Source organism: Micromonospora sp. SL4-19 (genome assembly GCF_047921475.1).
GTDB lineage: Bacteria > Actinomycetota > Actinomycetes > Mycobacteriales > Micromonosporaceae > Micromonospora.
Genome location: NZ_JBLROB010000002.1, coordinates 339,391 through 359,818, shown reverse-complemented (window position 1 = coordinate 359,818; position 20,428 = coordinate 339,391). Strand labels below are relative to the sequence as shown.

18 protein-coding genes are annotated in these 20,428 nt (G+C 73.2%); 5 read left to right on the top strand and 13 right to left on the bottom strand.

Going from position 1 to position 20,428, the window contains the following annotated elements; genetic code table 11:
- Nucleotides 1-35 precede the first annotated feature (35 nt).
- On the bottom strand, nt 36-824 hold the full coding sequence (locus ACNAVT_RS05470) for a sporulation protein (RefSeq protein WP_416293403.1): 789 nt from the start codon (nt 822-824) through the stop codon (nt 36-38).
- 224 nt (nt 825-1,048) lie between these two features.
- Between ACNAVT_RS05470 and sigB the strand changes: the two genes are divergently transcribed.
- On the top strand, nt 1,049-2,086 hold the full coding sequence (gene sigB, locus ACNAVT_RS05465; protein WP_416293401.1) for an RNA polymerase sigma factor SigB: 1,038 nt from the start codon (nt 1,049-1,051) through the stop codon (nt 2,084-2,086).
- 50 nt (nt 2,087-2,136) lie between these two features.
- On the opposite strand, the gene ACNAVT_RS05460 is transcribed toward sigB, so the two are convergent.
- From ACNAVT_RS05460 to ACNAVT_RS05450, 3 genes are all read right to left on the bottom strand, one after another.
- On the bottom strand, nt 2,137-4,671 hold the full coding sequence (locus ACNAVT_RS05460; RefSeq protein ID WP_416293584.1) for a GNAT family N-acetyltransferase: 2,535 nt from the start codon (nt 4,669-4,671) through the stop codon (nt 2,137-2,139).
- Between the two features lie 47 nt (nt 4,672-4,718).
- Nucleotides 4,719-5,900, bottom strand: coding sequence for an acetoin utilization protein AcuC (locus ACNAVT_RS05455; RefSeq protein WP_416293400.1), 1,182 nt, complete (start codon nt 5,898-5,900; stop codon nt 4,719-4,721).
- 63 nt (nt 5,901-5,963) lie between these two features.
- A complete protein-coding gene (locus tag ACNAVT_RS05450) occupies nt 5,964-6,806 on the bottom strand; it encodes a sulfurtransferase (RefSeq protein WP_416293398.1) in 843 nt (280 codons plus the stop codon).
- A 97-nt stretch (nt 6,807-6,903) separates the two neighbouring features.
- Between ACNAVT_RS05450 and ACNAVT_RS05445 the strand changes: the two genes are divergently transcribed.
- Complete coding sequence (locus ACNAVT_RS05445) at nt 6,904-7,590, top strand: metal-dependent transcriptional regulator (RefSeq protein ID WP_416293396.1); 687 nt, start codon at nt 6,904-6,906, stop codon at nt 7,588-7,590.
- Between the two features lie 33 nt (nt 7,591-7,623).
- Here the strand turns inward: ACNAVT_RS05445 and ACNAVT_RS05440 are convergent, their stop codons facing one another.
- The 4 genes from ACNAVT_RS05440 to ACNAVT_RS05425 form a co-directional block, all read right to left on the bottom strand.
- Nucleotides 7,624-8,178 carry a hypothetical protein gene (locus ACNAVT_RS05440; protein WP_416293394.1) on the bottom strand — a complete coding sequence of 185 codons (555 nt, stop codon included), beginning with the start codon at nt 8,176-8,178 and terminating at the stop codon, nt 7,624-7,626.
- 136 nt (nt 8,179-8,314) lie between these two features.
- A complete protein-coding gene (locus tag ACNAVT_RS05435; RefSeq protein WP_416293392.1) occupies nt 8,315-8,557 on the bottom strand; it encodes a DUF5522 domain-containing protein in 243 nt (80 codons plus the stop codon).
- A gap of 30 nt (nt 8,558-8,587) precedes the next feature.
- The gene (locus tag ACNAVT_RS05430) at nt 8,588-9,565 is read right to left on the bottom strand and encodes an asparaginase (RefSeq protein ID WP_416293390.1); all 978 of its coding nucleotides are present in this window, start codon (nt 9,563-9,565) and stop codon (nt 8,588-8,590) included.
- Entirely contained in the window at nt 9,562-10,215 is a 654-nt protein-coding gene (locus tag ACNAVT_RS05425) for a class I SAM-dependent DNA methyltransferase (RefSeq protein WP_416293389.1), read from the bottom strand. Before ACNAVT_RS05425 ends, ACNAVT_RS05430 begins: the two co-directional genes overlap by 4 nt.
- A 180-nt stretch (nt 10,216-10,395) precedes the next feature.
- On the opposite strand from ACNAVT_RS05425, the gene ACNAVT_RS05420 reads away from it, so the two are divergent.
- Entirely contained in the window at nt 10,396-10,737 is a 342-nt protein-coding gene (locus tag ACNAVT_RS05420; protein ID WP_416293387.1) for a YciI family protein, read from the top strand.
- Between the two features lie 65 nt (nt 10,738-10,802).
- A complete protein-coding gene (locus ACNAVT_RS05415; RefSeq protein ID WP_416293583.1) occupies nt 10,803-11,987 on the top strand; it encodes an RNA polymerase sigma factor in 1,185 nt (394 codons plus the stop codon).
- A 16-nt stretch (nt 11,988-12,003) separates the two neighbouring features.
- Here the strand turns inward: ACNAVT_RS05415 and ACNAVT_RS05410 are convergent, their stop codons facing one another.
- The 4 genes from ACNAVT_RS05410 to nrdR form a co-directional block, all read right to left on the bottom strand.
- Nucleotides 12,004-12,939 (bottom strand): DUF2332 domain-containing protein, encoded by a 936-nt coding sequence (locus ACNAVT_RS05410; RefSeq protein WP_416293386.1) that lies wholly within the window; start codon nt 12,937-12,939, stop codon nt 12,004-12,006.
- On the bottom strand, nt 12,936-13,667 hold the full coding sequence (locus ACNAVT_RS05405; protein WP_416293384.1) for a hypothetical protein: 732 nt from the start codon (nt 13,665-13,667) through the stop codon (nt 12,936-12,938). Before ACNAVT_RS05405 ends, ACNAVT_RS05410 begins: the two co-directional genes overlap by 4 nt.
- 318 nt (nt 13,668-13,985) lie before the next feature.
- Nucleotides 13,986-16,859 carry a vitamin B12-dependent ribonucleotide reductase gene (locus ACNAVT_RS05400; RefSeq protein WP_416293383.1) on the bottom strand — a complete coding sequence of 958 codons (2,874 nt, stop codon included), beginning with the start codon at nt 16,857-16,859 and terminating at the stop codon, nt 13,986-13,988.
- Nucleotides 16,860-16,924: 65 nt separating this feature from the next.
- On the bottom strand, nt 16,925-17,419 hold the full coding sequence (nrdR, locus tag ACNAVT_RS05395; protein WP_416293382.1) for a transcriptional regulator NrdR: 495 nt from the start codon (nt 17,417-17,419) through the stop codon (nt 16,925-16,927).
- Nucleotides 17,420-17,978: 559 nt separating this feature from the next.
- Between nrdR and lexA the strand changes: the two genes are divergently transcribed.
- On the top strand, nt 17,979-18,764 hold the full coding sequence (gene lexA, locus ACNAVT_RS05390) for a transcriptional repressor LexA (RefSeq protein WP_416293380.1): 786 nt from the start codon (nt 17,979-17,981) through the stop codon (nt 18,762-18,764).
- Nucleotides 18,765-18,809: 45 nt separating this feature from the next.
- On the opposite strand, the gene ACNAVT_RS05385 is transcribed toward lexA, so the two are convergent.
- Nucleotides 18,810-20,390 carry a hypothetical protein gene (locus tag ACNAVT_RS05385; protein ID WP_416293378.1) on the bottom strand — a complete coding sequence of 527 codons (1,581 nt, stop codon included), beginning with the start codon at nt 20,388-20,390 and terminating at the stop codon, nt 18,810-18,812.
- Nucleotides 20,391-20,428 lie beyond the last annotated feature (38 nt).

Genomic DNA, 20,428 nt, shown 5'->3' with positions numbered 1-20,428 from the left:
TTGATCAAGAAGTTCGCGTCGCGGAAGGGCCACTGTCAGGAGAAGAGGCCGTGGTGGTGGAGGGACTGGCGGAGCCAGGCGTCCAGCTGGGCGGCCCAGTCGGTGCGGTCCACGGTGGCGTGCTCCACGGTGAAGCGGCCGAAGGCGTCGCGGCCCGCCGAGACCCGGCCGCCCCGCTTGTCGACCTCCAGCACCAGCTGCATCCGGTGCGGGTCGGTCACGAAGATGACCTCCAACTGGTTGATCGCGCCGGCGTACGGCGGCGCCGGGAGGAACTCGATCTCCTGATAGAACGGCAGCGTCTGGTGCACGCCGTAGAGGTGCCCGCGTTCGATGTCGGCCCGGGCGAACCGGAAGCCCAGCCGCAGCAGCGCCTCCAGGATGCGCTCCTGGGCGGGCAGCGGATGCACCGCCACCGGCTCCAGGTCGCCCTGGTCGACCGCCCGGGCCACCTCCAGCTCGGCACGCAGCCCGATCGTCATGCCGTGCAGGGGCTGGCCGTACAGGTCGGTCAGCGGGGTCTCCCAGGGCACCTCGAAGCGGAACGGCACGTCGTACCGCTGCCCAGGATCCAGCCGGACCGCGCCCGTCACCCGCCGGTGACCGAACTCCTGCGGGGTGTCGTACGCCGCGTCGCCGCCCTCCACCGCGACCCGGGTGACCAGGCCGAGCGCGACATGGGTGACGTCCACCGGGTGGTCCCCACCGACCAGCTGGACGCGGCCCTCAAGGTGGCCACCGGGACGGCAGCCGGGGTCGACGAGCACCATCTCCACCGACGGACCGCCCACTCCCATCGCCTGCCTGAGCCGCTTGAAGACCACCGCGTCCTCCGATCGCCTGAGCTGGGCGAACCTCGCCGGCCGCCGCTGGCACGGTAACCGGATCCGGCCCGCGACATCGGACGTTCCGCCCGGATTGCTGTCGGTTCCCCGATCGCCTCACTCCCGTTTCACGCCCCGACCGCCAAGCTGTCTTCACCGGCATCACCGCGCCGACCCACGGTGCGGAATCCGGTAGGGCACGAAGGACACGGGGAGATACAGAGATGGCCCAGCAGATGATCGAGCACCAGACGCGCCCGGCTGCCACCGTCGACGCCGAGCACGGCGCGGACAACCCGCGCGAAGTGGAGGCTACCCTGACCGATCTGGACGCCACCGACGAGCGCGGCGTCTCCACCGACCTGGTCCGGGCCTACCTGAACGGCATCGGCCGCACCAAGCTGCTCACCGCCGCACAGGAGGTCGAGCTGAGCAAGCGGATCGAGGCCGGCCTGTTCGCCGAGGAGAAGCTGTCCACCTGCACGCCGGTCTTCGCCGAGCTGCGGGCCGACCTGGAGCTGATCGTGGCGGAGGGCCGCGCCGCCAAGGACCACCTGCTGGAGGCAAACCTGCGGCTGGTGGTGAGCATCGCGAAGCGCTACACCGGTCGCGGCATGGCCTTCCTCGACCTGATCCAGGAGGGCAACCTCGGCCTGATCCGCGCGGTCGAGAAGTTCGACTACACCAAGGGCTACAAGTTCTCCACCTACGCCACCTGGTGGATCCGCCAGGCCATCACCCGCGCCATGGCCGACCAGGCCCGCACCATCCGCATCCCGGTGCACATGGTCGAGCAGGTCAACCGGATGGTCCGGGTGCGCCGCGAGCTGTCGGTCACGCTGGGCCGGGAGCCCACCGTCGCCGAGGTGGCGAAGGCGCTGGAGATGCCCGACTTCCAGGTCATCGAGCTGATCTCGTACGACCGGGAGCCGGTGAGCCTGGACCAGGCGGTCGGCGAGGACGGGGAGAGCGCGCTGGGTGACTTCGTCGCGGCGGTGGACCCGCGCGAGGAGCCGGGCGACGCCGCCGCCAACGGGGAGCTGCGCAACGAGGTACGGATCGTGCTGGCCACCCTCTCCCAGCGGGAGCAGGCGGTGATCCGGCTGCGGTTCGGCCTGGACGACGGCCGGCAGCGCACCCTCGACGAGGTGGGCCGCGAGTTCGGGCTGTCCCGGGAGCGGATCCGGCAGATCGAGAAGGTGACGCTGTTGAAGCTGCGCGCCCCGGAGCGGGCGAACCGCCTGGAGGCGTACGCCTGCTGAGCGCGCCCGCCCCACGGAGGCCCCGGCGGTTCGCCGGGGCCTCCGGTGCTCTACAGCCGGCGGGGGCCGGTGTCGGGGCGGGGGAATTCGACGCCGGCGCGGACGGTTGCGTGCAGCACCGAGATGCCGTCCGGGCGGGCCAGCACCGGGTTGAGGGTGAGCGAGCGCACCCGGGGCTGCTCGTCGGCGAGCCGCCCGACCCGCAGCAGCAGGTCGACCAACGCCGCCCGGTCCACCGACGCGGCACCCCGGTGACCGCGCAGCAGCGGCGCGGCCCGCGGCTCGTCGACCAGCTCGGCGGCATCCCGGTCGGTCAGCGGCACCGCCCGCCAGGCCCGGTCACCGAGCAGCTCCGTGGCGACGCCGCCCAGGCCGAAGCCGACCACCGGCCCGAACGCCGGATCCTCCACCAGCTCCACGACGCAGGCGACGCCGGGCGGAACCATCGGCTGGACCAGGACGTCCGCGCCGAAGACCGGGGCCAGCTCGGCGTACGCGCGCCGCAGCGCGGCCGGGTCGGCCAGGTCGAGCCGGACCGCGCCGAGGTCGAGCCGGTGCCGCAGCCCAGGGGCGGCGGCCTTGAGGGCGACCGGAAAGCCGAGTCGCTCCGCGGCCCCGACCGCCTCGTCGGCCGAGCGGGCCGGCGTCGACTCCACCACGTCGATCCCGTACGCCCGCAGCAGCGCCGCCGGATCCGCGCCGTCGGCCCGCAACGCGGCCTGCCCGGCCGCCCGGTCCGCCCGGGCCAGCTCGGGCAGCACACCCGGCGGGCGGCGCAGCCAGTCGGCGTACGTGGCGACCCGGGCGAGGGCCCGCACCGCCTCCTCCACGCTCGGATACGCCGGCACCCCGGCGGGCACCCGGCCGGCGAGGAAGGTCGCCACCACCGGCTTGCCGGCGGCCCGCGCGTCGGGCAGGGCGGCGGTGAAGTCCGCCTCCGGGCCGGTGAGCTGGCCGGGCAGCGGCGGCGCGAAGAGCGCCACCACGGCGTCCACCCGCTCGTCGGCGGCCGAGGCGGCGAGCGCGGCGGCGTACTCGGCGGCGCCGGCCCGGGGGCCGACGTCGTGCGGGTAGCCGTCGGCGACGGTGAGGCCCTGGGCGGCACAGGCGGTGGCGGCCAACCCGGTCAGCGCCGACGAGTTGCCGACCACGGCCACCCGGCGCCCGGCCGGCAGCGGCTGGTGGGCCAGGAGCACTCCCACGTCGAGCAACTCGGCGACGGTGTCCACCCGGATCACCCCGGACTGGGCGAAGAGCGCGCTGACCGCGGCGGCGTCCAGCGCCGGGCCGTCGCCGAGACCGGGCGGGCGGGCCAGCGAGGCGAGCGCGACGATCGGCTTGCTCCGGCCGATCCGCCGGGCCAGCCGGGCGAACTTGCGCGGGTTGCCGAAGGTCTCCAGATAGAGCGTGATCACGTCGGTGCCGGGGTCGTCCTGCCAGTATTGAAGTAGGTCGTTGCCGGAGACGTCGGCCCGGTTGCCGGCGGAGACGAAGCTGGACAGGCCGAGCCCGCGCCGGGACGCCTCGGCGAGCAGGGCCACCCCGAACGCGCCGGACTGGCTGAAGATGCCGACCCGGCCGGGCGCGGGCAGCACCGGGGCGAGGGTGGCGTTGAGGCGCACCGTCTCGTCGGTGTTGGCGAGGCCGAGGCAGTTCGGGCCGACCACCCGCATGCCGGCCAGGTGGGCGGCGCGGACCAGGGCGCGCTGGACGGCCGCCCCCGCCGGCCCGGACTCGGCGAACCCGGCCGAGATCACCACCAGGCCGTGCGCCCCGGCCTTCGCGGCGTCGGCGACCACCTCGGTCGCCGCCTCCGGCGCGACCGACACCACCGCCAGGTCGACGTCGAGCCCGGCATCGGCCGCCGACGGGTACGCGGGCAGCCCCGCCACGGTCGCCGCGGTCGGGTGCACCGGGACGATCGCGCCGGTGAACCCGCCGTCGCGCAGGTGCCCGAGCAGGGCCGCGCCGACGCCCTGCCCGGTGGTGCTGGCCCCGTAGACGGCGATGCCGCGCGGGGCGAGCAGCCGGGCGATCGAGCGGGCCTCGGTGCGGTGCTCCCGGCCGCGCTGCACCTCCAGGGTCACCTCGGTGGGGGCAATCGGGAAGCTCAGGTGCACCACGCCGTCGGCGTACTGGCGCTGGACCTGGTAGCCGAAGTCGGAGAAGACCCGCAGCATCGCCCCGTTGGCCGGGAGCACCTCGGCGACGAAGTGCACGATGCCGAACCGGCGGGCCGTGTCGGCCAGGTGCTCCAGCAGCACCGAGCCGATCCCCCGGCCCTGGTACGCGTCCTCCACCACGAAGGCCACCTCGGCCTCCGGCGACCCGGGGCCGAGCCGCTCGTACCGGCCCACGGCGACGATCCGGTCGCCGGCCAGCACCACGAACGCCTCCCGGTCCCGGTGGTCGACGTTGACGAACCGGCGCAGGTCCCGCTCGGGGATCCGCGGGTACGGCGAGAAGTAGCGCAGGTAGCGGGTGCGCTCGGAGAAGCGCGAGTGCATCGCCACGATCTCCGGCGCGTCCTCGGGACGGATCTGCCGCAGCTGGACGGTCGTGCCGTCGCTGAGCAGCACGTCCATCGGTTGCTCGACGGTGGTCACCGGTCGGTCCTCCCCTACCGCCGGGATCAGTCGCGCGGGTCGTGCGGGTCGAGCCCGAGCAGCGGGAAGACCGCCCGGCGGGTGGCCGCGACCGCCCGGCCCACCGCGTCCGGCTCGCCGTTGGGCTGCCACGGCTCGTACGACGGGTCGACGTCGTCGGTCATCCGCAGCGGCACCTCGTGTCCGGGCCGCCGCCTGGCCGCCAACTCCCGCCAGGCGGGCGGGGTGAGCGTGGCCGGGTCGATCGGCTCCCCGGTGGCCACGGCGAGCAGGTGCGTCCACGCCCGGGGCACCACCTCGACCAGCGCGTACCCGCCGCCACCGAAGGCCACCCAGCGGCCGTCGCAGAACTCGTCGGCGAGCGCCCGCAGCGTCTGGTAGGTGGCCCGCTGCCCGTCGACGGAGAGGCGCAGGTCGGCCAGGGGGTCGAGCCGGTGGCCGTCCGCCCCGCACTGGGTGACCAGAACCTGGGGCCGGAACACCCGCAGCACCGACGGCACGACGGCATGGAACGCGCGCTGCCAGCCGGCGTCGCCGGTGCCCGGCGGTAGCGGCACGTTGACCGCGCTCCCCTCGGCGCCCGGACCGCCGGTCTCGTCGGGGAACCCGGTGCCGGGGAAGAGCGCGAGCGGGGTCTCGTGCAGGCTGACCGTGAGCACCCGGGGGTCGCGGTAGAAGATCTCCTGCACGCCGTCGCCGTGGTGCACGTCCACGTCCACGTACGCGATCCGCTCCGCGCCCAGGTCGAGCAGGCGGGCGATGGCCACCGCGGGGTCGTTGTAGACGCAGAAGCCGGCGGCCCTGGCCGGCATGGCGTGGTGCAGCCCGCCGGCCACGTTGACCGCCCGGCGGGCCTCCCCGCGCCACACCGCCTCGGCGGCGGCCACGCTCGCCCCGGCGATCAGCGCGCTGGCCTCGTGCATGCCGTCGAAGATCGGATTGTCCGAGGTGCCCAGCCCGAAGCCGGCGAACAGCGGGTCCCGGGGCGCGGCCCGCACCGCGTCCAGGTAGCGCGGGTCGTGCACCCGGGTCAGCAGCTCGTCGTCGGCCGGCTCCGGCTTGACCAGCCGGACCCCGGGCCGGTCCAGCACGCCGAGCTCGCGGGCGAGCGCCATGGTCAACTCGACCCGGACCGGGTCGAGGGGATGATCACCCATGTCGTAGCCGAGCAGTGCTTCGTCCCACACCACCACCGTTTCGTCCGCCATGCGGCCATCGTCGCACGCGTGCCCGACCGCGCCCACGTTCCGTGCTGCTCAGCGGCCAGTTGTCTAGCCGGTGGCCACCGAACGGTCCGGGTCGGCCACCCAGTTGCTCCACGAGCCGACGTACAGGGCGGCGTCCGGGCGGCCGGCGAGGTGCAGGGCCAGGACCGCCTGGGCGGCGGTCACCCCGGAGCCGCAGTACGCCCCGACCGGCGCGCCCTCGGCGACACCGGCGGCGGCGAACCGCTGGCGCAGCGCCTCGGCGGCGGGGAACCGGCCGTCGGTGACGTACTCCGGCGCGGGCAGGTTGACCGCGCCCGGCACGTGCCCGGCGACCGGGTCGATCGGCTCGGTCTCGCCCCGGTAGCGCGGGGCGGCCCGCACGTCGAGCAGCACCCCGGCATCGGCGGCGGCCAGCCGGGCGGCCTGCCCCGCGTCGAGCACCGGCAGCTCACCCGGGGTGACCGTGACGTCCCCGGGCACCGGGGTGGGCGCCTCGGTGGAGACCGGCAGGCCGGTGGCCACCCAGGCCGGGAAGCCGCCGTGGAGCACCCGGACCGCCCGGTGGCCGGCCCAGCGCAGCGTCCACCAGGCCCGGGCGGCCGACATGCCGTCGCCGCCGTCGTACACGACGACGGGGTGACCGGCGCGGACCCCGGCGGCGCGCAGCGCGGCCTGGAGGGCGGCGGGGTCGGGCAGCGGGTGCCGGCCGGCGGCACCCGGCTGCCCGCAGAGCTCGGTGTCCAGGTCGACGAAGACGCCACCGGGCAGGTGGCCGGCGGCGTAGTCGTCCCGGGCGGGCGGCCCGGCGAGCCGCCAGCGGACGTCGAGCAGAACGGGCGGGTCGGCGCGATCGAGTTCGGCGGCGAGCTGGTCGGGCTCGACCAGCAGGTCAACGGTTCCGGACATGCGGTCCAGTCAACACCATCCGGGCAGCAGGCCGGCGACTCGGCGGCGGCCGGGTGTCGGGGGTCCGGGGTAGCATCGACGACCGGGAGGCCGTGACGTGAAGCATGACCTGGTCGATACGACCGAAATGTACCTGCGCACCATCCTCGAGCTGGAGGAGGAGGGGGTGCCGCCGCTGCGCGCCCGGATCGCGGAGCGGCTGAAGCAGAGCGGTCCCACCGTCAGCCAGACCGTCGCCCGGATGGAGCGGGACGGCCTGCTCACCGTCGAGGGTGACCGGCACCTGTCGCTCACCCCGCTGGGCCGCGGCACCGCCGTCTCGGTGATGCGCAAGCACCGGCTGGCCGAGCTGCTGCTGGTGAACGTGATCGGGATGCCCTACGAGGAGGCCCACGACGAGGCCTGCCGGTGGGAGCACGTGATGAGCGACGCGGTGGAGAAGCGGGTCTACGACCTGCTCAACCGCCCGACCCGCTCGCCGTACGGCAACCCCATCCCCGGCCTGGAGGAGCTGGGCGAGCCCGGCCAGCCCGAGGCCGACCCGATGGAGGGCGAGCGCAACCTGGCCTTCCCCGGCCTCTCCGGCCCGGTGGTGGTGCGGCGGATCTGCGAGAGCGTGCAGACCGACGCGGAGGTGCTCCGGCAGCTGCACGCGGCCGGCGTCGACCCGGGCGCCATGGTGACCGTGGCGCAGGAGCGCGACGGCGTCTCCATCGACCGCTCGGGCGACCGGATCCGGCTGCCCCGCGAGGTGGCCTCCCGGGTGTTCGTCGCGGCTCGCTGACCGGCCGGTCGGGGGCCTCCGCCGACCCGCCGGTCAGAGCCGGCGGGTGTCCACCGCCTTGGCCAGGTTGACGAGCGTGCCCGCCACCTGCTCGGCCTCCGCCTCGTCCGCGCCGCGCGGGCAGGTCCAGCGGAGGGTGGCGAGCCGCCCCTCGGTGGCGAGCCAGCCCACCTCGGCCGACGGCCCGACCTTGCCGGTCTTCGGCAGGGTCTGCCGGTAGGCGATCTTCCCCAGCTTGGCGACCTTCTTCGCGCCGCGGGGCTGCACGTCCATGGTGAAGCTCGACGTGTCGAGCGACGTGTCGGTGACGGTGAGGGTCAGTTCCGGCAGCAGGGCGCCCTCGGCGCGTACCACACAGGTGTGCGTGTCGCCCCGCTCCACGGAGGCGGCCACGTCGAACTGGCCGCCGGTGTGCTTCGCGATCACCCCGAAATCGAGCAGCCGGCACGCGCCGCCCGAGGAGGCCGCGGCGACCTCGACCGTGGACGGTTCCGCCGCCGGCACCGCCACCCGCGGGGCCTCCGCGGCGCAGCCGGCGGTCAGCAGTACGGCCGCGCCGGCGAACCAGATCCGCGCCTGCACGCTCACCCCTTCGCCCTCGTCGGCGGTTCCCCGCCGGACGTCCGTCGGACACCGTACGGGCAACCCCGCCGACGCGAAAGCCCCGGGACGGGTCGAACCCCGCCCGCTGATCCCGAACGGGCGCGAACACGACCACCGGGCATCAGTCGTCCACGTACGGGCAGTGCCGGCAGCCGCGCCCGCAGCAGGTGCCCCGGCGGGCGAGAAAGCCGGCGGTGAGCACGAACAGACCGGTCTCCGGGTCGAGGTAGCCGGCCTCCCCCGCGGCCAGGGCAGCCCCGTGCGCGGCCAGGATCCGCTCCCGCCGCGGATGGTCGGGCGACAGCCGGGACGGGTGCGGCTCGGTCAACGCCCGGTCCGCCAGGGGTCGTCGCTCTCCATTCACCGGCCGAGTCTACGGAGGCCGCACCCGGGCTCACCCGTGCCGGTGGAAGGCGTCGGTGATCGCGGCTCGGTCGGCACCGCCGGCCAGCAGGAGCCGGAGCAGCACCTTCGCCTTGTACGGGTCGAGCAGCCCCCCACAGATCAGCCCGCGCCGGAGCAGGTCCGTCTCCGAGCCGACCGCCCCGTACGTGTGCCGCAGCACCGACCCGGCGCCGGTCCGCGAGGCAAGCACCACCGGCATCCGTTCGGCCAGCTCGCCGAGCGCCGGGGCGAAGGCCGGCGGCACGTGCCCCACCCCGAAGCCGGCGACCACCAGCCCGTCGAGGTCCCGAGCGAGCGCGTCGAGCAGCGCCACGTCGTCGTCGAGGGTGACGGTGTGCAGCGCCACCCGGGTGGCGGTCAGCCGATCGGCGTCCACCGGCGGCAGCGGAGCGTGCCGGGGCGGCCGGGTGAGCAGCCGTACCTCACCCTCGATCACGTGGCCGAGCGGTCCGGCGTTGGGCGAGGCGAAGGTAGCCGTACTGGTGCTGTGGGTCTTGCGGACGTGCCGGGCAGCGTGGATCTCGTCGTTGAACGCGACCAGCACGCCGAGGTCGCGCGCGGCCGGTGTGGCGGCGACCCGGGCGGCGGCGAGCAGGTTCGCCGGGCCGTCGGGGCCGGCCAGGGTGGGGTTGCGCATCGCGCCGGTGAGCACCAGCGGCGCCGGGTGCGGCCAGACCAGGTCGGCCAGGAACGCGGTCTCCTCCAGGCTGTCGGTGCCCTGGGTGACCACCGCGCCGCTCGCCCCGGCGGCCACCGCCGCACCCGACGCGTCGACCAGGTCCAGCATCTGCCGGTACGTCAGCGCGGCGCTCGGCACCGCCTGCACGTCGTGGACGTCGAGCGGAATGTCCGCCAGTCCAGGCACGGCGGCGGTGAGCTCGGCCCCGGTGAGCCGGTTGACCACGCCCTGGCCGGCGCTCCCGGCCATGGCGATCGTGCCACCGAGGGTGAACAGTGCGACGGTCACCGGGCCACCGTCCCCTCCGGCCGCTCGGCCAGCAGGAACGCCTGCGGTCCCTTGTCGACGCCCTCCGCCTCCCGGACCAGCTGTGCCCGCACGACCAGGCCGGCCTCGGCGAGCTGGTCGGCGAGCCGGTCCGGCGGCAGCCAGTGCATGTCGTACGAGACGGTGTGGCCGTACGCCTGCTCGAGGCGGATCCGTTGGTCGCCGGCCTTGACGGCGAGCAGGAGCTGACCGCCGGGAGCGAGCACCCGGTGGAACTCGGCGAAAACAGCGGGCAGCAGCTCCGGCGGCAGGTGGATGATCGAGTACCAGGCGACGAGGCCGGCCAGGCCGGCGTCGGGCAGCGCCAGGGCGGTCATCGAGCCGATCTCGAAGCGCAGCCCCGGACAGGTCCGGCGGGCCACCTCGATCATCCCGGGCGAGAGGTCGACGCCGGACACGTCCAGCCCGAGGTCGCGCAGGTGGGCGGTGATCCGGCCGGTCCCGCAGCCCACCTCCAGCACAGGTCGACCGGGGCCGACCAGCTCGGCGAAGGCGGCCAGCATGCCCCGGTCGAGCGGGCCCTCCACCACGTCGGGGAGAAGCCGGGCGTAGTCCACCGCGACCGTGTCGTACGCGGCGCGGGTCTCGGTCAGCCAGGTCGGTTCGGTCACGACCAGCCACCCTAGTCGCCAGCCGCGCCCGTCTCGGGGCCACGCGGGGTTGGTGGTCGCCCTGGTCGGCCACCTCCGCGTGAGAGGCTCCGGGAAAGTTTTCCCGGACCGCTGTCGAATCCGGCCGCACCCGTCCGTCGGTGAGGCAGTAGAGGGAAACGACAACCCGAGGAGAATCCGATGACCCAGTACGCAGTCCTGATCTACTCGCCGGCGCCGGCCGACCCGATGGAGATCACGCCCGACTACCTGGCGCTTCTCGAGCGGTACCCGGCCCAGGTCGAGGAGCTGGGCGGGAAGATCGTCACGGGTTTCGCGCTCCAGCCCAGCACCACGGCCACCGCGATCCGCGGCGACCTCGTCACCGATGGCCCGTTCATCGAGGCCAAGGAGGTCGTCGCCGGGTTCTTCGTCCTGGAGGCGCCCGACCTGGACGTGGCCCTGAAGATCGCCAAGCTGAACCCGGCCACCATCGACGGCGGCGTCGAGGTCCGGCCGCTGTTCGTCCCGCCGGCCGAGTGACCGACGGCGGCACGGCCGCGGCCGAGCGCGCCGTGGCGGACGCGCACCGTCGCGAGTGGGCCTTCGTGCTCGCCGCGACGGCGCGCGTCGCCGGCGACCTCGACGTGGCCGAGGAGTGCGTGCAGGACGCGTACCTGGCCGCGCTGGCCGCCTGGGCGCGGGACGGCGTACCCGACAAGCCCGGTGCCTGGCTGACCGCCACGGCGAAGCGCAAGGCCCTCGATGTCCTGCGCCGGGACAAGGTGTTCCGGTCGAAGATGCCCCTGCTCGTCGAACCGGCGGAGGTCGACGTGACGGACGAACCCGACGAGGACTCGGTGCCCGACGACCGGCTGCGGCTGGTCTTCACCTGCTGCCACCCCGCGCTGGCCCGGGAGGCCCAGGTGGCGCTGACCCTGCGCCTGGTGTGCGGGGTCAGCACCGGCGACATCGCCCGGGCGTTCCTCGTCTCCGAGCCGACGATGGCCGCCCGGGTCACCCGGGCCAAGAAGAAGATCGCCGCGGCCCGGATCCCGTACCGGGTGCCCGAGGCCGCCGAGCTGCCCGAACGGCTGGACGCGGTGCTGACCGTCATCCACCTGCTCTACACCGCCGGGCACACCGCGCCGACCGGCGCCGACCTGGTCCGCGCCGACCTGGTCGGCCGGGCGCTGCACCTGACCCGGATGCTGCTGGCGCTGATGCCCGACGAGCCGGAGGTCCGGGGCCTGCTCGCGTTGCTGCTGCTCACCGACGCCCGCCGGGCCACCCGCACCGATCTTGACGGTCGCCTGCTGCGGCTGGAGGACCAGGATCGTTCGGCCTGGGACCGGGCGGCCATCGCCGAGGGCAACGAGTTGGTCCTCGGCGCGTTCCGCACCGGCCGGGTCGGCCGGTACGCCCTCCAGGCCGCCATCGCCTCGCTGCACGCCGTAGCATCCAGCTACCCGGCGACCGACTGGCCCCAGGTGGTGCGCCTCTACGACGAGCTGCTGAAACGTTGGCCCTCGCCGGTGGTTGCGCTGAACCGGGCCGTGGCGGTCTCGATGGTCGACGGCCCGGCAGCCGCCCTGGCGGAAGTGGATCTGCTGGCGGAGGACCCCCGCCTGGCCGGCTACCACTACCTCCCGGCGATCCGCGCCGATCTCCTCCGCCGCCTCGACCGCCACGAGGAGGCGGCCACCGCGTACCGGGCCGCGCTGACCATGGTCGACAACGACGCCGAGCGCGCCTTCCTCACCACCCGCCTCGCCGACCTCACCCCGGGCTAGCCGAGCGCTGGCGGCGCTAGGCGAACCAATTGATCGCCTGGCCGTGCCCGCGGGTCCAGGCGAGCGGCTTCCCGTCCAACGCGAGCACGTTGAGATGTGCCCCGCTCGGCGGCTCCGGCAGCGCGTCGTGGCGCAGCACGTCCGGGGCCTCGTTCGCGATCCAGTGCCCGGGGAGGCCGCGTACCACCTCGGCGAACGCGTCCCGCCGGGGCGCCGGCACCTGGTACAGCACCGAGGTGTGGAACACCACGAGGGTCGCGCCGGCCGGCGCGCGGGCGGCCAGCGCCGGCAGGTCGTCCACCAGGTCGCCGCGGATGAGCAGCGGCGGGTCGGCCGCGGCGACGGCCGCCGCAGCCCGCAACCGGGCGCGGCGGTGCTCTTGCTCGGGCCAGATGAGGGCGTCCAACCACGCGGCGTCGGCCGGGTCGGTCACGTCGAGCGGGTTCAGGTCCAGACCGGCCCGCCACACCACATCTGGTCGGCGGGTCGGCGGCGCCATTCCGGTGGCCACGCAGTCGAGGACCGGCTCCCCCGCGCCGAGCACGTGCTCGCCGTACCGGTAGGCGTACCGGTCGGGGTAGAGGCACAGGCCGGCGGACGCTCCGACCTCCAGCAGCGCGAGCGGCTGCGGCAGCGCGGCGAGCACCGGCAGCAGGACGGCGCACCGGCCGGCCTCGTTGGTCTGGGTTGTCCTGGCCCGGATCTCCGCCTCGATCGCCGGCCAGTTCGCCAGGGTGTAGGCGCGAAATGCGGCGGGATCCTCGACCGGGCCACCGAGGAGGCGGACCACGGCGAACAGCAGGTTCGGCTGCCGCTTGGCGGGTGGGAGAGTCTCCAGCAGAGCGAGCAGCTCGTCATCGCGGGACACCGCCAGGGCCAGCCGTTCGTACGCGGGTGACACACCGTGCGCCTCGCGGGCGCCGAACCTGGCATAGCTGGCTGCGATCGTCATCGCTCAAAGTCCTTCCGTGTCCGGGCCACGGTCCGGCGGGCATCGCGCCAGGCGATCAGGGCGGTACGGAGCCGGGGAGAGGAGACACTCTCCCCTCGGCGTCGGGCGGCGAGCTGGTCGATCAGCCAGGCAGGGGCGTCGGCCTGCCGGATGGCTTCGGACTTGGTGAGCAGTTCGCCGGTGCCGAGCGCGTAGCGGCCACGGGCCATCGACGTGAGACCGAGGTCGGCGATGACGGGATCCCACCACAGCCACGGACGCCGGGCGGCCCAGGCCCAGTAGCCGGTGACTTCGGCGCGGGCAGCGGCCCGTACGTCGTCGGCGCTCATCGGCGGGAAGGCGTCGCGGGGCGCGGGGCCGAAGATCGCGTACCCGTGGCGCACCAGCTCGGCCCGGGTGATCCCGGAGAGGATGCGCTGGACGAGCTGCCCGTGGGTCCAGGTCGGATGCCGCACCTGGACGTCGAGCGCCAACCCGGTGTCGACGTAGACGCAGCCGAGGTGCAGGCCCGAGCCGGCACCGCCGTCGAGTCGACGGTGCAGATCGGCGAGCGCGGCCTGCCGGGCCACATCGACCGTGCCGTCGACCAGCGCGACGAGATCAAGATCGCTGATGCGGGGAAGGTAGTCGCCCGTCGCCAACGATCCCGCGACCAGAAGTCCGCTGACCCAGCCGAGCGCCGCGAGTTCCCTGCCGAACTCCTCGACGACCAGCGGCGGGATCACCATGACGCCAGTCTATGAACCTCCCACACCGCCATTTGCCCCGGTGTCCGCAAGCTCGAGGGGCGCCTGGCAGCACGAGGGTGCGGGGAGCCTTCTCCCTCAGGCACTACAGGGCTGATGTCGTAGACGATTCATCGACGCGGAGGGCAACAACGGGGCTCCCGGCTGAATCGTCCGGGTCATCAAGTTCGTAGCGAGCAACCACCATCGGCCACGCTGCCTGGCGCCCGTGAGCACCGCGAGCCGCAGCGCCCGCCACCCACCGCAGAAACGCCGCGGGCGCGGCAGGAATCCCTGCCGCGCCCGCGAGACGGTGAAACGTCAGCTGCAGCCGCTGGTGGAGCCGCAGCCCTCGCAGACGTAGCAGCTACCGGCCGGCCGCATCTTCGTACCGCAGGTGAAGCAGAGCGGCGCGTCCGCGGCCTTGCCGATCACGGCCTCCAGCAGCTCGGTGCTGGAGCCGACCGACGGCGCCGGCTTGACGGCGGCCACCTGCGCCACCTCCTGCGCCGGCTGGGCGACCGGGCCGGTCTTCGGCGCGGGCACCTCGACCGGGGCGGAGGCGGCCATCGCGGCGAGGTCCGCGCCGTTCGCCTCCGCCTCCGCCTCCGCCTGGAGCTGGGCGGCCCGCTCCTTGGCAGTGAAGATGCCCAGCTCCGCGCGGCGCTCGTACGGCAGGAAGTCCAGGGCCAGGCGACGGAAGATGTAGTCCATCACCGACGCCGCCATCCGCACGTCCGGGTCGTCGGTCATGCCGGCCGGCTCGAAGCGCATGTTGGTGAACTTGCTGACGTACGTCTCCAGCGGGACGCCGTACTGGAGACCGATGGAGATGGCCACCGAGAAGGCGTCCATCACGCCGGCCAGGGTGGAGCCCTGCTTCGACATCTTGAGGAAGACCTCGCCGAGGCCGTCGTCCGGGTACGACGAGGCGGTGAGGTAGCCCTCGGCGCCGCCGACCGAGAAGGAGATCGTCTCCGACGGGCGCTTCTTCGGCAGCCGCTTGCGCACCGGCCGGTACTCGACGACCTTCTCGACGACCTTCTCCACCTCGGCGGCCGAGGTCTCGGCGGTGGCCTTGTTCGGCTTGGCGGCCGACAGCGGCTGACCGACCTTGCAGTTGTCCCGGTAGATCGCCAGCGCCTTCAGGCCGAGCTTCCAGCCCTCGAAGTAGATCTTCTCGACGTCCTCGACGGTCGCCTGCTCCGGCATGTTGACCGTCTTGGAGATGGCGCCGGAGATGAACGGCTGGACGGCCGCCATCATCCGGACGTGGCCCATCGGCGCGATGGACCGCTCGCCCATGGCGCAGTCGAAGACCGGGTAGTGCTCCGGCTTGAGGCCGGGGGCGTCGACCACGTGGCCGTGGTCGGCGATGTGCTCGACGATCGCCTCGACCTGCTCCTCGGGGTAGCCGAGGCTGCGCAGGGCGCGCGGCACGGTCTGGTTGACGATCTGCATCGAGCCGCCGCCGACCAGCTTCTTGAACTTGACCAGGGCCAGGTCCGGCTCGACACCGGTGGTGTCGCAGTCCATCATCAGGCCGATGGTGCCGGTCGGGGCGAGCACGCTGGCCTGCGCGTTCCGCCAGCCGGACTTGTCACCGACCTTGTTGCCCTGCGTCCACTGCTTGGTCGCCTCGCGCTGGATGGCGGTGGCCACCGTGCCGGTCGGCTTGATCGCGTCGTTGGCTGCGGCGTGCTTGCGCATGACCCGCTTGTGCGCCTCGGCGTTGCGGGCGTAGCCGTCGTACGCGCCGACGATGCCGGCCAGCTCGGCCGAACGGCGGTACGCGGTGCCGGTCATCAGCGAGGTGATCGCCGCCGCGACCTCCCGGCCCTGCTCCGAGTCGTAGGGCAGGCCGGAGGCCATCAGCAGGGCACCCAGGTTGGCGTACCCGATGCCGAGCTGCCGGTAGGCGCGGGTGGTCTCGCCGATCTTCTCGGTCGGGAAGTCGGCGAAGCAGATCGAGATGTCCATCGCGGTGATGACGAACTCGACCGACTTGACGAACTTCTCCACCTCGAAGCCGCCGTCGGCGCGCATGAACTTCATCAGGTTCAGCGAGGCCAGGTTGCACGAGGAGTTGTCCAGGTGCAGGTACTCCGAGCACGGGTTCGACGCGGTGATCCGCCCGGTCTCCGGGCAGGTGTGCCAGTCGTTGATGGTGTCGTCGTACTGCAGGCCGGGGTCGGCGCACTCCCAGGCGGCCTGGGAGATGGTCCGGAAGAGCTTCTTGGCGTCAACGGTCTCGATGGTCTGCCCGTCGAGCCGGCCGCGCAGGTCGAAAGTGCCGCTGTTCTCCACCGCGCTCATGAACTCGTCGGAAACCCGGACCGAGTTGTTGGCGTTCTGGTACTGCACGCTGACGATGTCGGCGCCACCCAGGTCCATGTCGAAGCCGGCGTCCCGCAGCGCGCGGATCTTGTCCTCCTCGCGCGCCTTGGTGAGCACGAACTCCTCGATGTCCGGGTGGTCCACGTCGAGGATGACCATCTTGGCCGCGCGCCGGGTGGCGCCACCGGACTTGATGGTGCCGGCGGAGGCGTCCGCGCCACGCATGAAGCTGACCGGGCCGGAGGCGGTGCCACCGGAGGAGAGCAGCTCCTTCGAGGAGCGGATCCGGGACAGGTTGGCGCCGGAGCCGGAGCCGCCCTGGAAGATCAGCCCCTCCTCCTTGTACCAGTCGAGGATGGAGTCCATCGAGTCGTCGACGGCCAGGATGAAGCAGGCGCTGACCTGCTGCGGCGACGGCGTACCCACGTTGAACCAGACCGGCGAGTTGAAGCTGAACACCTGGTGCAGCAGCATCCAGGTCAGCTCGTGCGCGAAGACCTCCGCGTCGGCCGGGGTGGTGAAGTAGCCGTACTCCTCACCCGCCTTGCGGTAGGTGCCGACCACTCGGTCGATCAGCTGCTTGAGCGACCACTCCCGCTCCGGGGTCCCCACCGCGCCCCGGAAGTACTTCGTGGTCACGATGTTGGCCGCGTTGACGCTCCAGGAGTCGGGGAACTCGACCCCGCGCTGCTCGAAGTTGATCGAGCCGTCCCGCCAGTTCGTCATCACGACGTCGCGGCGCTCCCAGGTCACCTCGTCATACGGGTGCACCCCCTCGGTCGTCCACACCCGCTCGACCTTGAGGCCCGCCCCGCTCTTCGTCCGGGCCCGGCTCGTTGTCACGCTCTCCCCCGCCATCTCATCCGCCCCCTCGTCTGCGCGGTCTCACCCACCGCGCTCGTCAACTGTCAGAAATCCGAAACTCAGCCGGCCTGGCTGGCGGCCTCGGCCGCCTCGGCGCCCTCCCGGGCACGCGCGGCGGCCCGCAGCGTCTCGATCTCGCGCTCGAAGTCGGCGAGCGAGTCGAAGGACCGGTAGACGCTCGCGAACCGCAGGTAGGCCACCTCGTCCAGGTCACGCAGCGGCCCCAGAATGGCCAGCCCGACCTCGTGGCTCGGGATCTCGGCGGCCCCCTTGGCCCGCACGGTCTCCTCGACCTTCTGCGCCAACAGCGCGATCGAGTCGTCGTCGACCGGCCGGCCCTGGCACGCCTTGCGCACCCCGCCGATGATCTTCGTCCGGCTCAACGGCTCGGTCACCCCACTGCGCTTGACCACCGCGAGGACCGCCTCCTCGACGGTGGTGAACCGCTTGCCGCACTCCGGGCAGGCCCGCCGCCGCCGGATGAGCTGGCCGTCGTCGGCCTCCCGCGAGTCGACCACACGAGAGTCGGCATGCCGGCAGTACGGACACCGCATCGCCTGACCTCCTTGACCAACCGCGGGCGCACCGACCTGCTCCCGGGCACGCGTCACCGCGACGACGCCATCGTCAGATAGCCGACGCCGGGTTGACCGTACGGGAGTGCGTTCGGTAGTCGAGCCCAACCTGTAGGCGACTTACGCCCATGTGACTACTACATCTAGGGGTCGACCGTATGCCGTCGCCCTAGCGAGGTCAAGTTGGCCGGCGTGTCCGGCGCGTCATCAGAATCACTCACCCGCACCACCCCTCCCAGGTCGCCGAAAGCCCAACGGCCGACACCCCGGGACGGTTACCACCGGGCCCCCGATCCGCCTCCGGTCATAGAACACGCGTTCGAGAGCGACGTAGTATTAGCAGAACAGGCGTTCGGAAATCCAGGATTTCCGCGCGACACGCCGACATCAGGTCGTACAGATGTTTGAAAATGACCGATCTCACCTATACGGTCAAGAACGACCGGGCACGGCGTTTCGCCTCGGACCGGTCGGCAGCACCACCTGAGCACGCACCACGAGCCGACAAGGCACCCAGCGCCGACCAGGGAGGACGGACGTGACCGAGGACCGGGCCAGCCGGCAGAAGAACCCGCAGCCGATCGACGGGGCGGGTCCGCCGGCGACCCGCCGCCCCCGCACCACGCGCAGCCGGGCGGCCCAGCCCGCTGTGCGTCCGGTCACTCCGGTGGTGAGCAGCTTCCCCGACCCGACGACGGTCGACCTGACCGCCCGGCAGCGGCGGATCCTGGAGTTCATCCGCACCTGGGTGGAGCGCCACGGCTACCCGCCGAGCGTGCGGGAGATCGGCGAGGCGGTCGGCCTGGTCTCCCCGTCCAGCGTCGCCTACCAGCTCAAGGAGCTGGAGAAGAAGGGCTTCCTGCGCCGCGACCCCAACCGCCCGCGCGCGGTGGACGTCCGCGCACCCGGCGACGTGATCGACGACGAGGCGGCCCGCGCGCAGCGGCCCACCCCGGCGTACGTGCCGATGCTGGGCCGGATCGCCGCCGGTGGTCCGATCCTCGCCGAGCAGGCGGTGGAGGACATCTTCCCGCTCCCCCGCGAGCTGGTGGGTGAGGGCGAGGTCTTCATGCTCCAGGTCAAGGGCGACTCGATGCTCGACGCCGCCATCTGCGACGGCGACTGGGTGGTGGTCCGGCAGCAGCCGACGGCCGAGGTCGGCGACATCGTGGCCGCCATGCTCGACGGCGAGGCGACGGTGAAGACCTACCGGCGCCGCGACGGTCACGTCTGGCTCATGCCGCAGAACCCGGCCTTCGACCCGATCCCGGGCGACGACGCCACCATCATGGGTCGCGTGGTCGCCGTGCTGCGCCGGATCTGACACCTGACCGGGTGACCGCCGGCCGGCGGTCACCCGGTGTCGTGCTCAGTAGCGGTCGCCCCGATACTCCCGGTCGCCGTAGCCGCCGTCGCCCCGGCGGCCGGCGCGCGGGTCTCGGCGATCGGGCTCCCGGCGCGGCGGCTCGGCGCCGTATCCGCCGCCCTGCGGCGCACCGCCGTAGACACCGCCCTGCGAGCGCCCGCCGCCGTAGCCGCCGCCCTGCTGGCCACCGCCGTAGCCGCCACCGCCCTGCTGGCCGCCGCGGCCCTGCTGGCCACCGCCGTAAACGCCGCCCTGCTGGCCACCGCCGTAGACACCGCCGCGGCCGCCGCCGTCCTGGGGACGGCCACCGCCGTACACGCCGCCGGCGCCCGGTCGCCCCGGGGTGCCGTTCGCCGGCGCGCCGCCGTAAACCCCGCCACCCCGAGAGCCGCCGTGCGGCGAGCCGGACCCGTCATTCTGCGGGAACCCATCGCCGCGCTCCCGCGCGTCAGCGGGTTCTGCGGACGGCGCCGGCTTGCGGCGGGCCCGCATGATGCCGAAGATCCCGGCGCCGACCAGCAGCGCGCCGATCACGCCGACCGCTGCGATCAGGTACGTGATCTGGTTGAGGCTCAGCTCGTCGAGCCAGGACTTGTCCGCAGCAGACTGCTTCACGACGTCCTTGCCGCCGTTCGGCAGCGCCTCGACCCCCTTGGCCGACGGGGTGTAGCTGAGGACGTCGACCGGGTCGGTGGCGTCCAGGGTCGTGGCGTCGGAGACGGTGACGAAGGACTTGCCGTCCGGCGTATAGGAGATGGCCTCGCCGAACGGGTCGGCGAGCGGCGTGACGCGCGGCTTTCCGGTGGTCAGCGCCCCGACGATGTCGCCGCCGGCCACGTCGTACTCGAAGGCGTCCGCGTAGGTGCGCAGGACCACCTTGGTGCCGTCGGGCGAGCGGGACGCGCCGCTGACCGTGAGCCGGCCGGGCGCGCCGAGCTTGTTCTCGGTGTTGGTCTTGGGGATGGTGACCTCGCCGACCTTCGTCATCGGCACCGGTTCGGTGTCGCCCGACTTGAGCTTCGCCTCGGGCTTGAAGATCTCCGCCTTGCCGGACGGGTCCTTGGTGATGATCAGCGGCAGGTTGTCGTCGCCGATGAGCAGCGCCTCGGCGTCGTGCGGCTTGTTCTCCGGGTACGACAGCCGGTGCAGCACCGGCTGTTTGGAGCCGCTCAGCGGCATGTTCCAGACGGCGACCCGCTCCCGGCGGGTCTTGCTGGAGGGGCTGTCACCGGTGTCGGCGATCCAGAGGGTGCTGCCGCCCGGCCCGAGGGCCAGGTCCTGGGTGTCGAACGGCCCCGCGCCCGAGTAGCGGACCTCCTTCGAGATCTCGCACTTGGTGTCGAGGTAGAACACCCGCTTCTGGCTGTCCTGGACGCTGCCGTCGTTGATCACCACGTAGCCGGACTTGGTGGCGACGAGGCCGGACAACGCGCGGAGCTTCTTGTCCTCGATGGTGCACTTCTTCTTGGGAGCCGCGGCCAGCACGGGGGCCGCGGCGGGAGCCGCCAGGGCGATCCCGGCCGGCGCCACGACCGCGCCGACGAGGCTCAGCGCGATCGTGACCGAGGAGACAGCGTGCCGCATGGCGCCAAGTGTTGCACGACTCGGGTTTGCGGCGGGTG

What these genes read in the sequence shown, in the direction of transcription:
- sigB (WP_416293401.1), top strand. Translation starts at nt 1,049, where the DNA reads ATGGCCCAGCAGATGATCGAGCACCAGACGCGCCCGGCTGCCACCGTC.
- ACNAVT_RS05460 (WP_416293584.1), bottom strand. Translation starts at nt 4,671, where the DNA reads ATGGACGTGCTGCTCAGCGACGGCACGACCGTCCAGCTGCGGCAGATC.
- ACNAVT_RS05455 (WP_416293400.1), bottom strand. Translation starts at nt 5,900, where the DNA reads ATGGCGGACGAAACGGTGGTGGTGTGGGACGAAGCACTGCTCGGCTAC.
- ACNAVT_RS05450 (WP_416293398.1), bottom strand. Translation starts at nt 6,806, where the DNA reads ATGTCCGGAACCGTTGACCTGCTGGTCGAGCCCGACCAGCTCGCCGCC.
- ACNAVT_RS05420 (WP_416293387.1), top strand. Translation starts at nt 10,396, where the DNA reads ATGACCCAGTACGCAGTCCTGATCTACTCGCCGGCGCCGGCCGACCCG.
- ACNAVT_RS05410 (WP_416293386.1), bottom strand. Translation starts at nt 12,939, where the DNA reads ATGACGATCGCAGCCAGCTATGCCAGGTTCGGCGCCCGCGAGGCGCAC.
- ACNAVT_RS05405 (WP_416293384.1), bottom strand. Translation starts at nt 13,667, where the DNA reads ATGGTGATCCCGCCGCTGGTCGTCGAGGAGTTCGGCAGGGAACTCGCG.
- ACNAVT_RS05400 (WP_416293383.1), bottom strand. Translation starts at nt 16,859, where the DNA reads ATGGCGGGGGAGAGCGTGACAACGAGCCGGGCCCGGACGAAGAGCGGG.
- nrdR (WP_416293382.1), bottom strand. Translation starts at nt 17,419, where the DNA reads ATGCGGTGTCCGTACTGCCGGCATGCCGACTCTCGTGTGGTCGACTCG.
- ACNAVT_RS05385 (WP_416293378.1), bottom strand. Translation starts at nt 20,390, where the DNA reads ATGCGGCACGCTGTCTCCTCGGTCACGATCGCGCTGAGCCTCGTCGGC.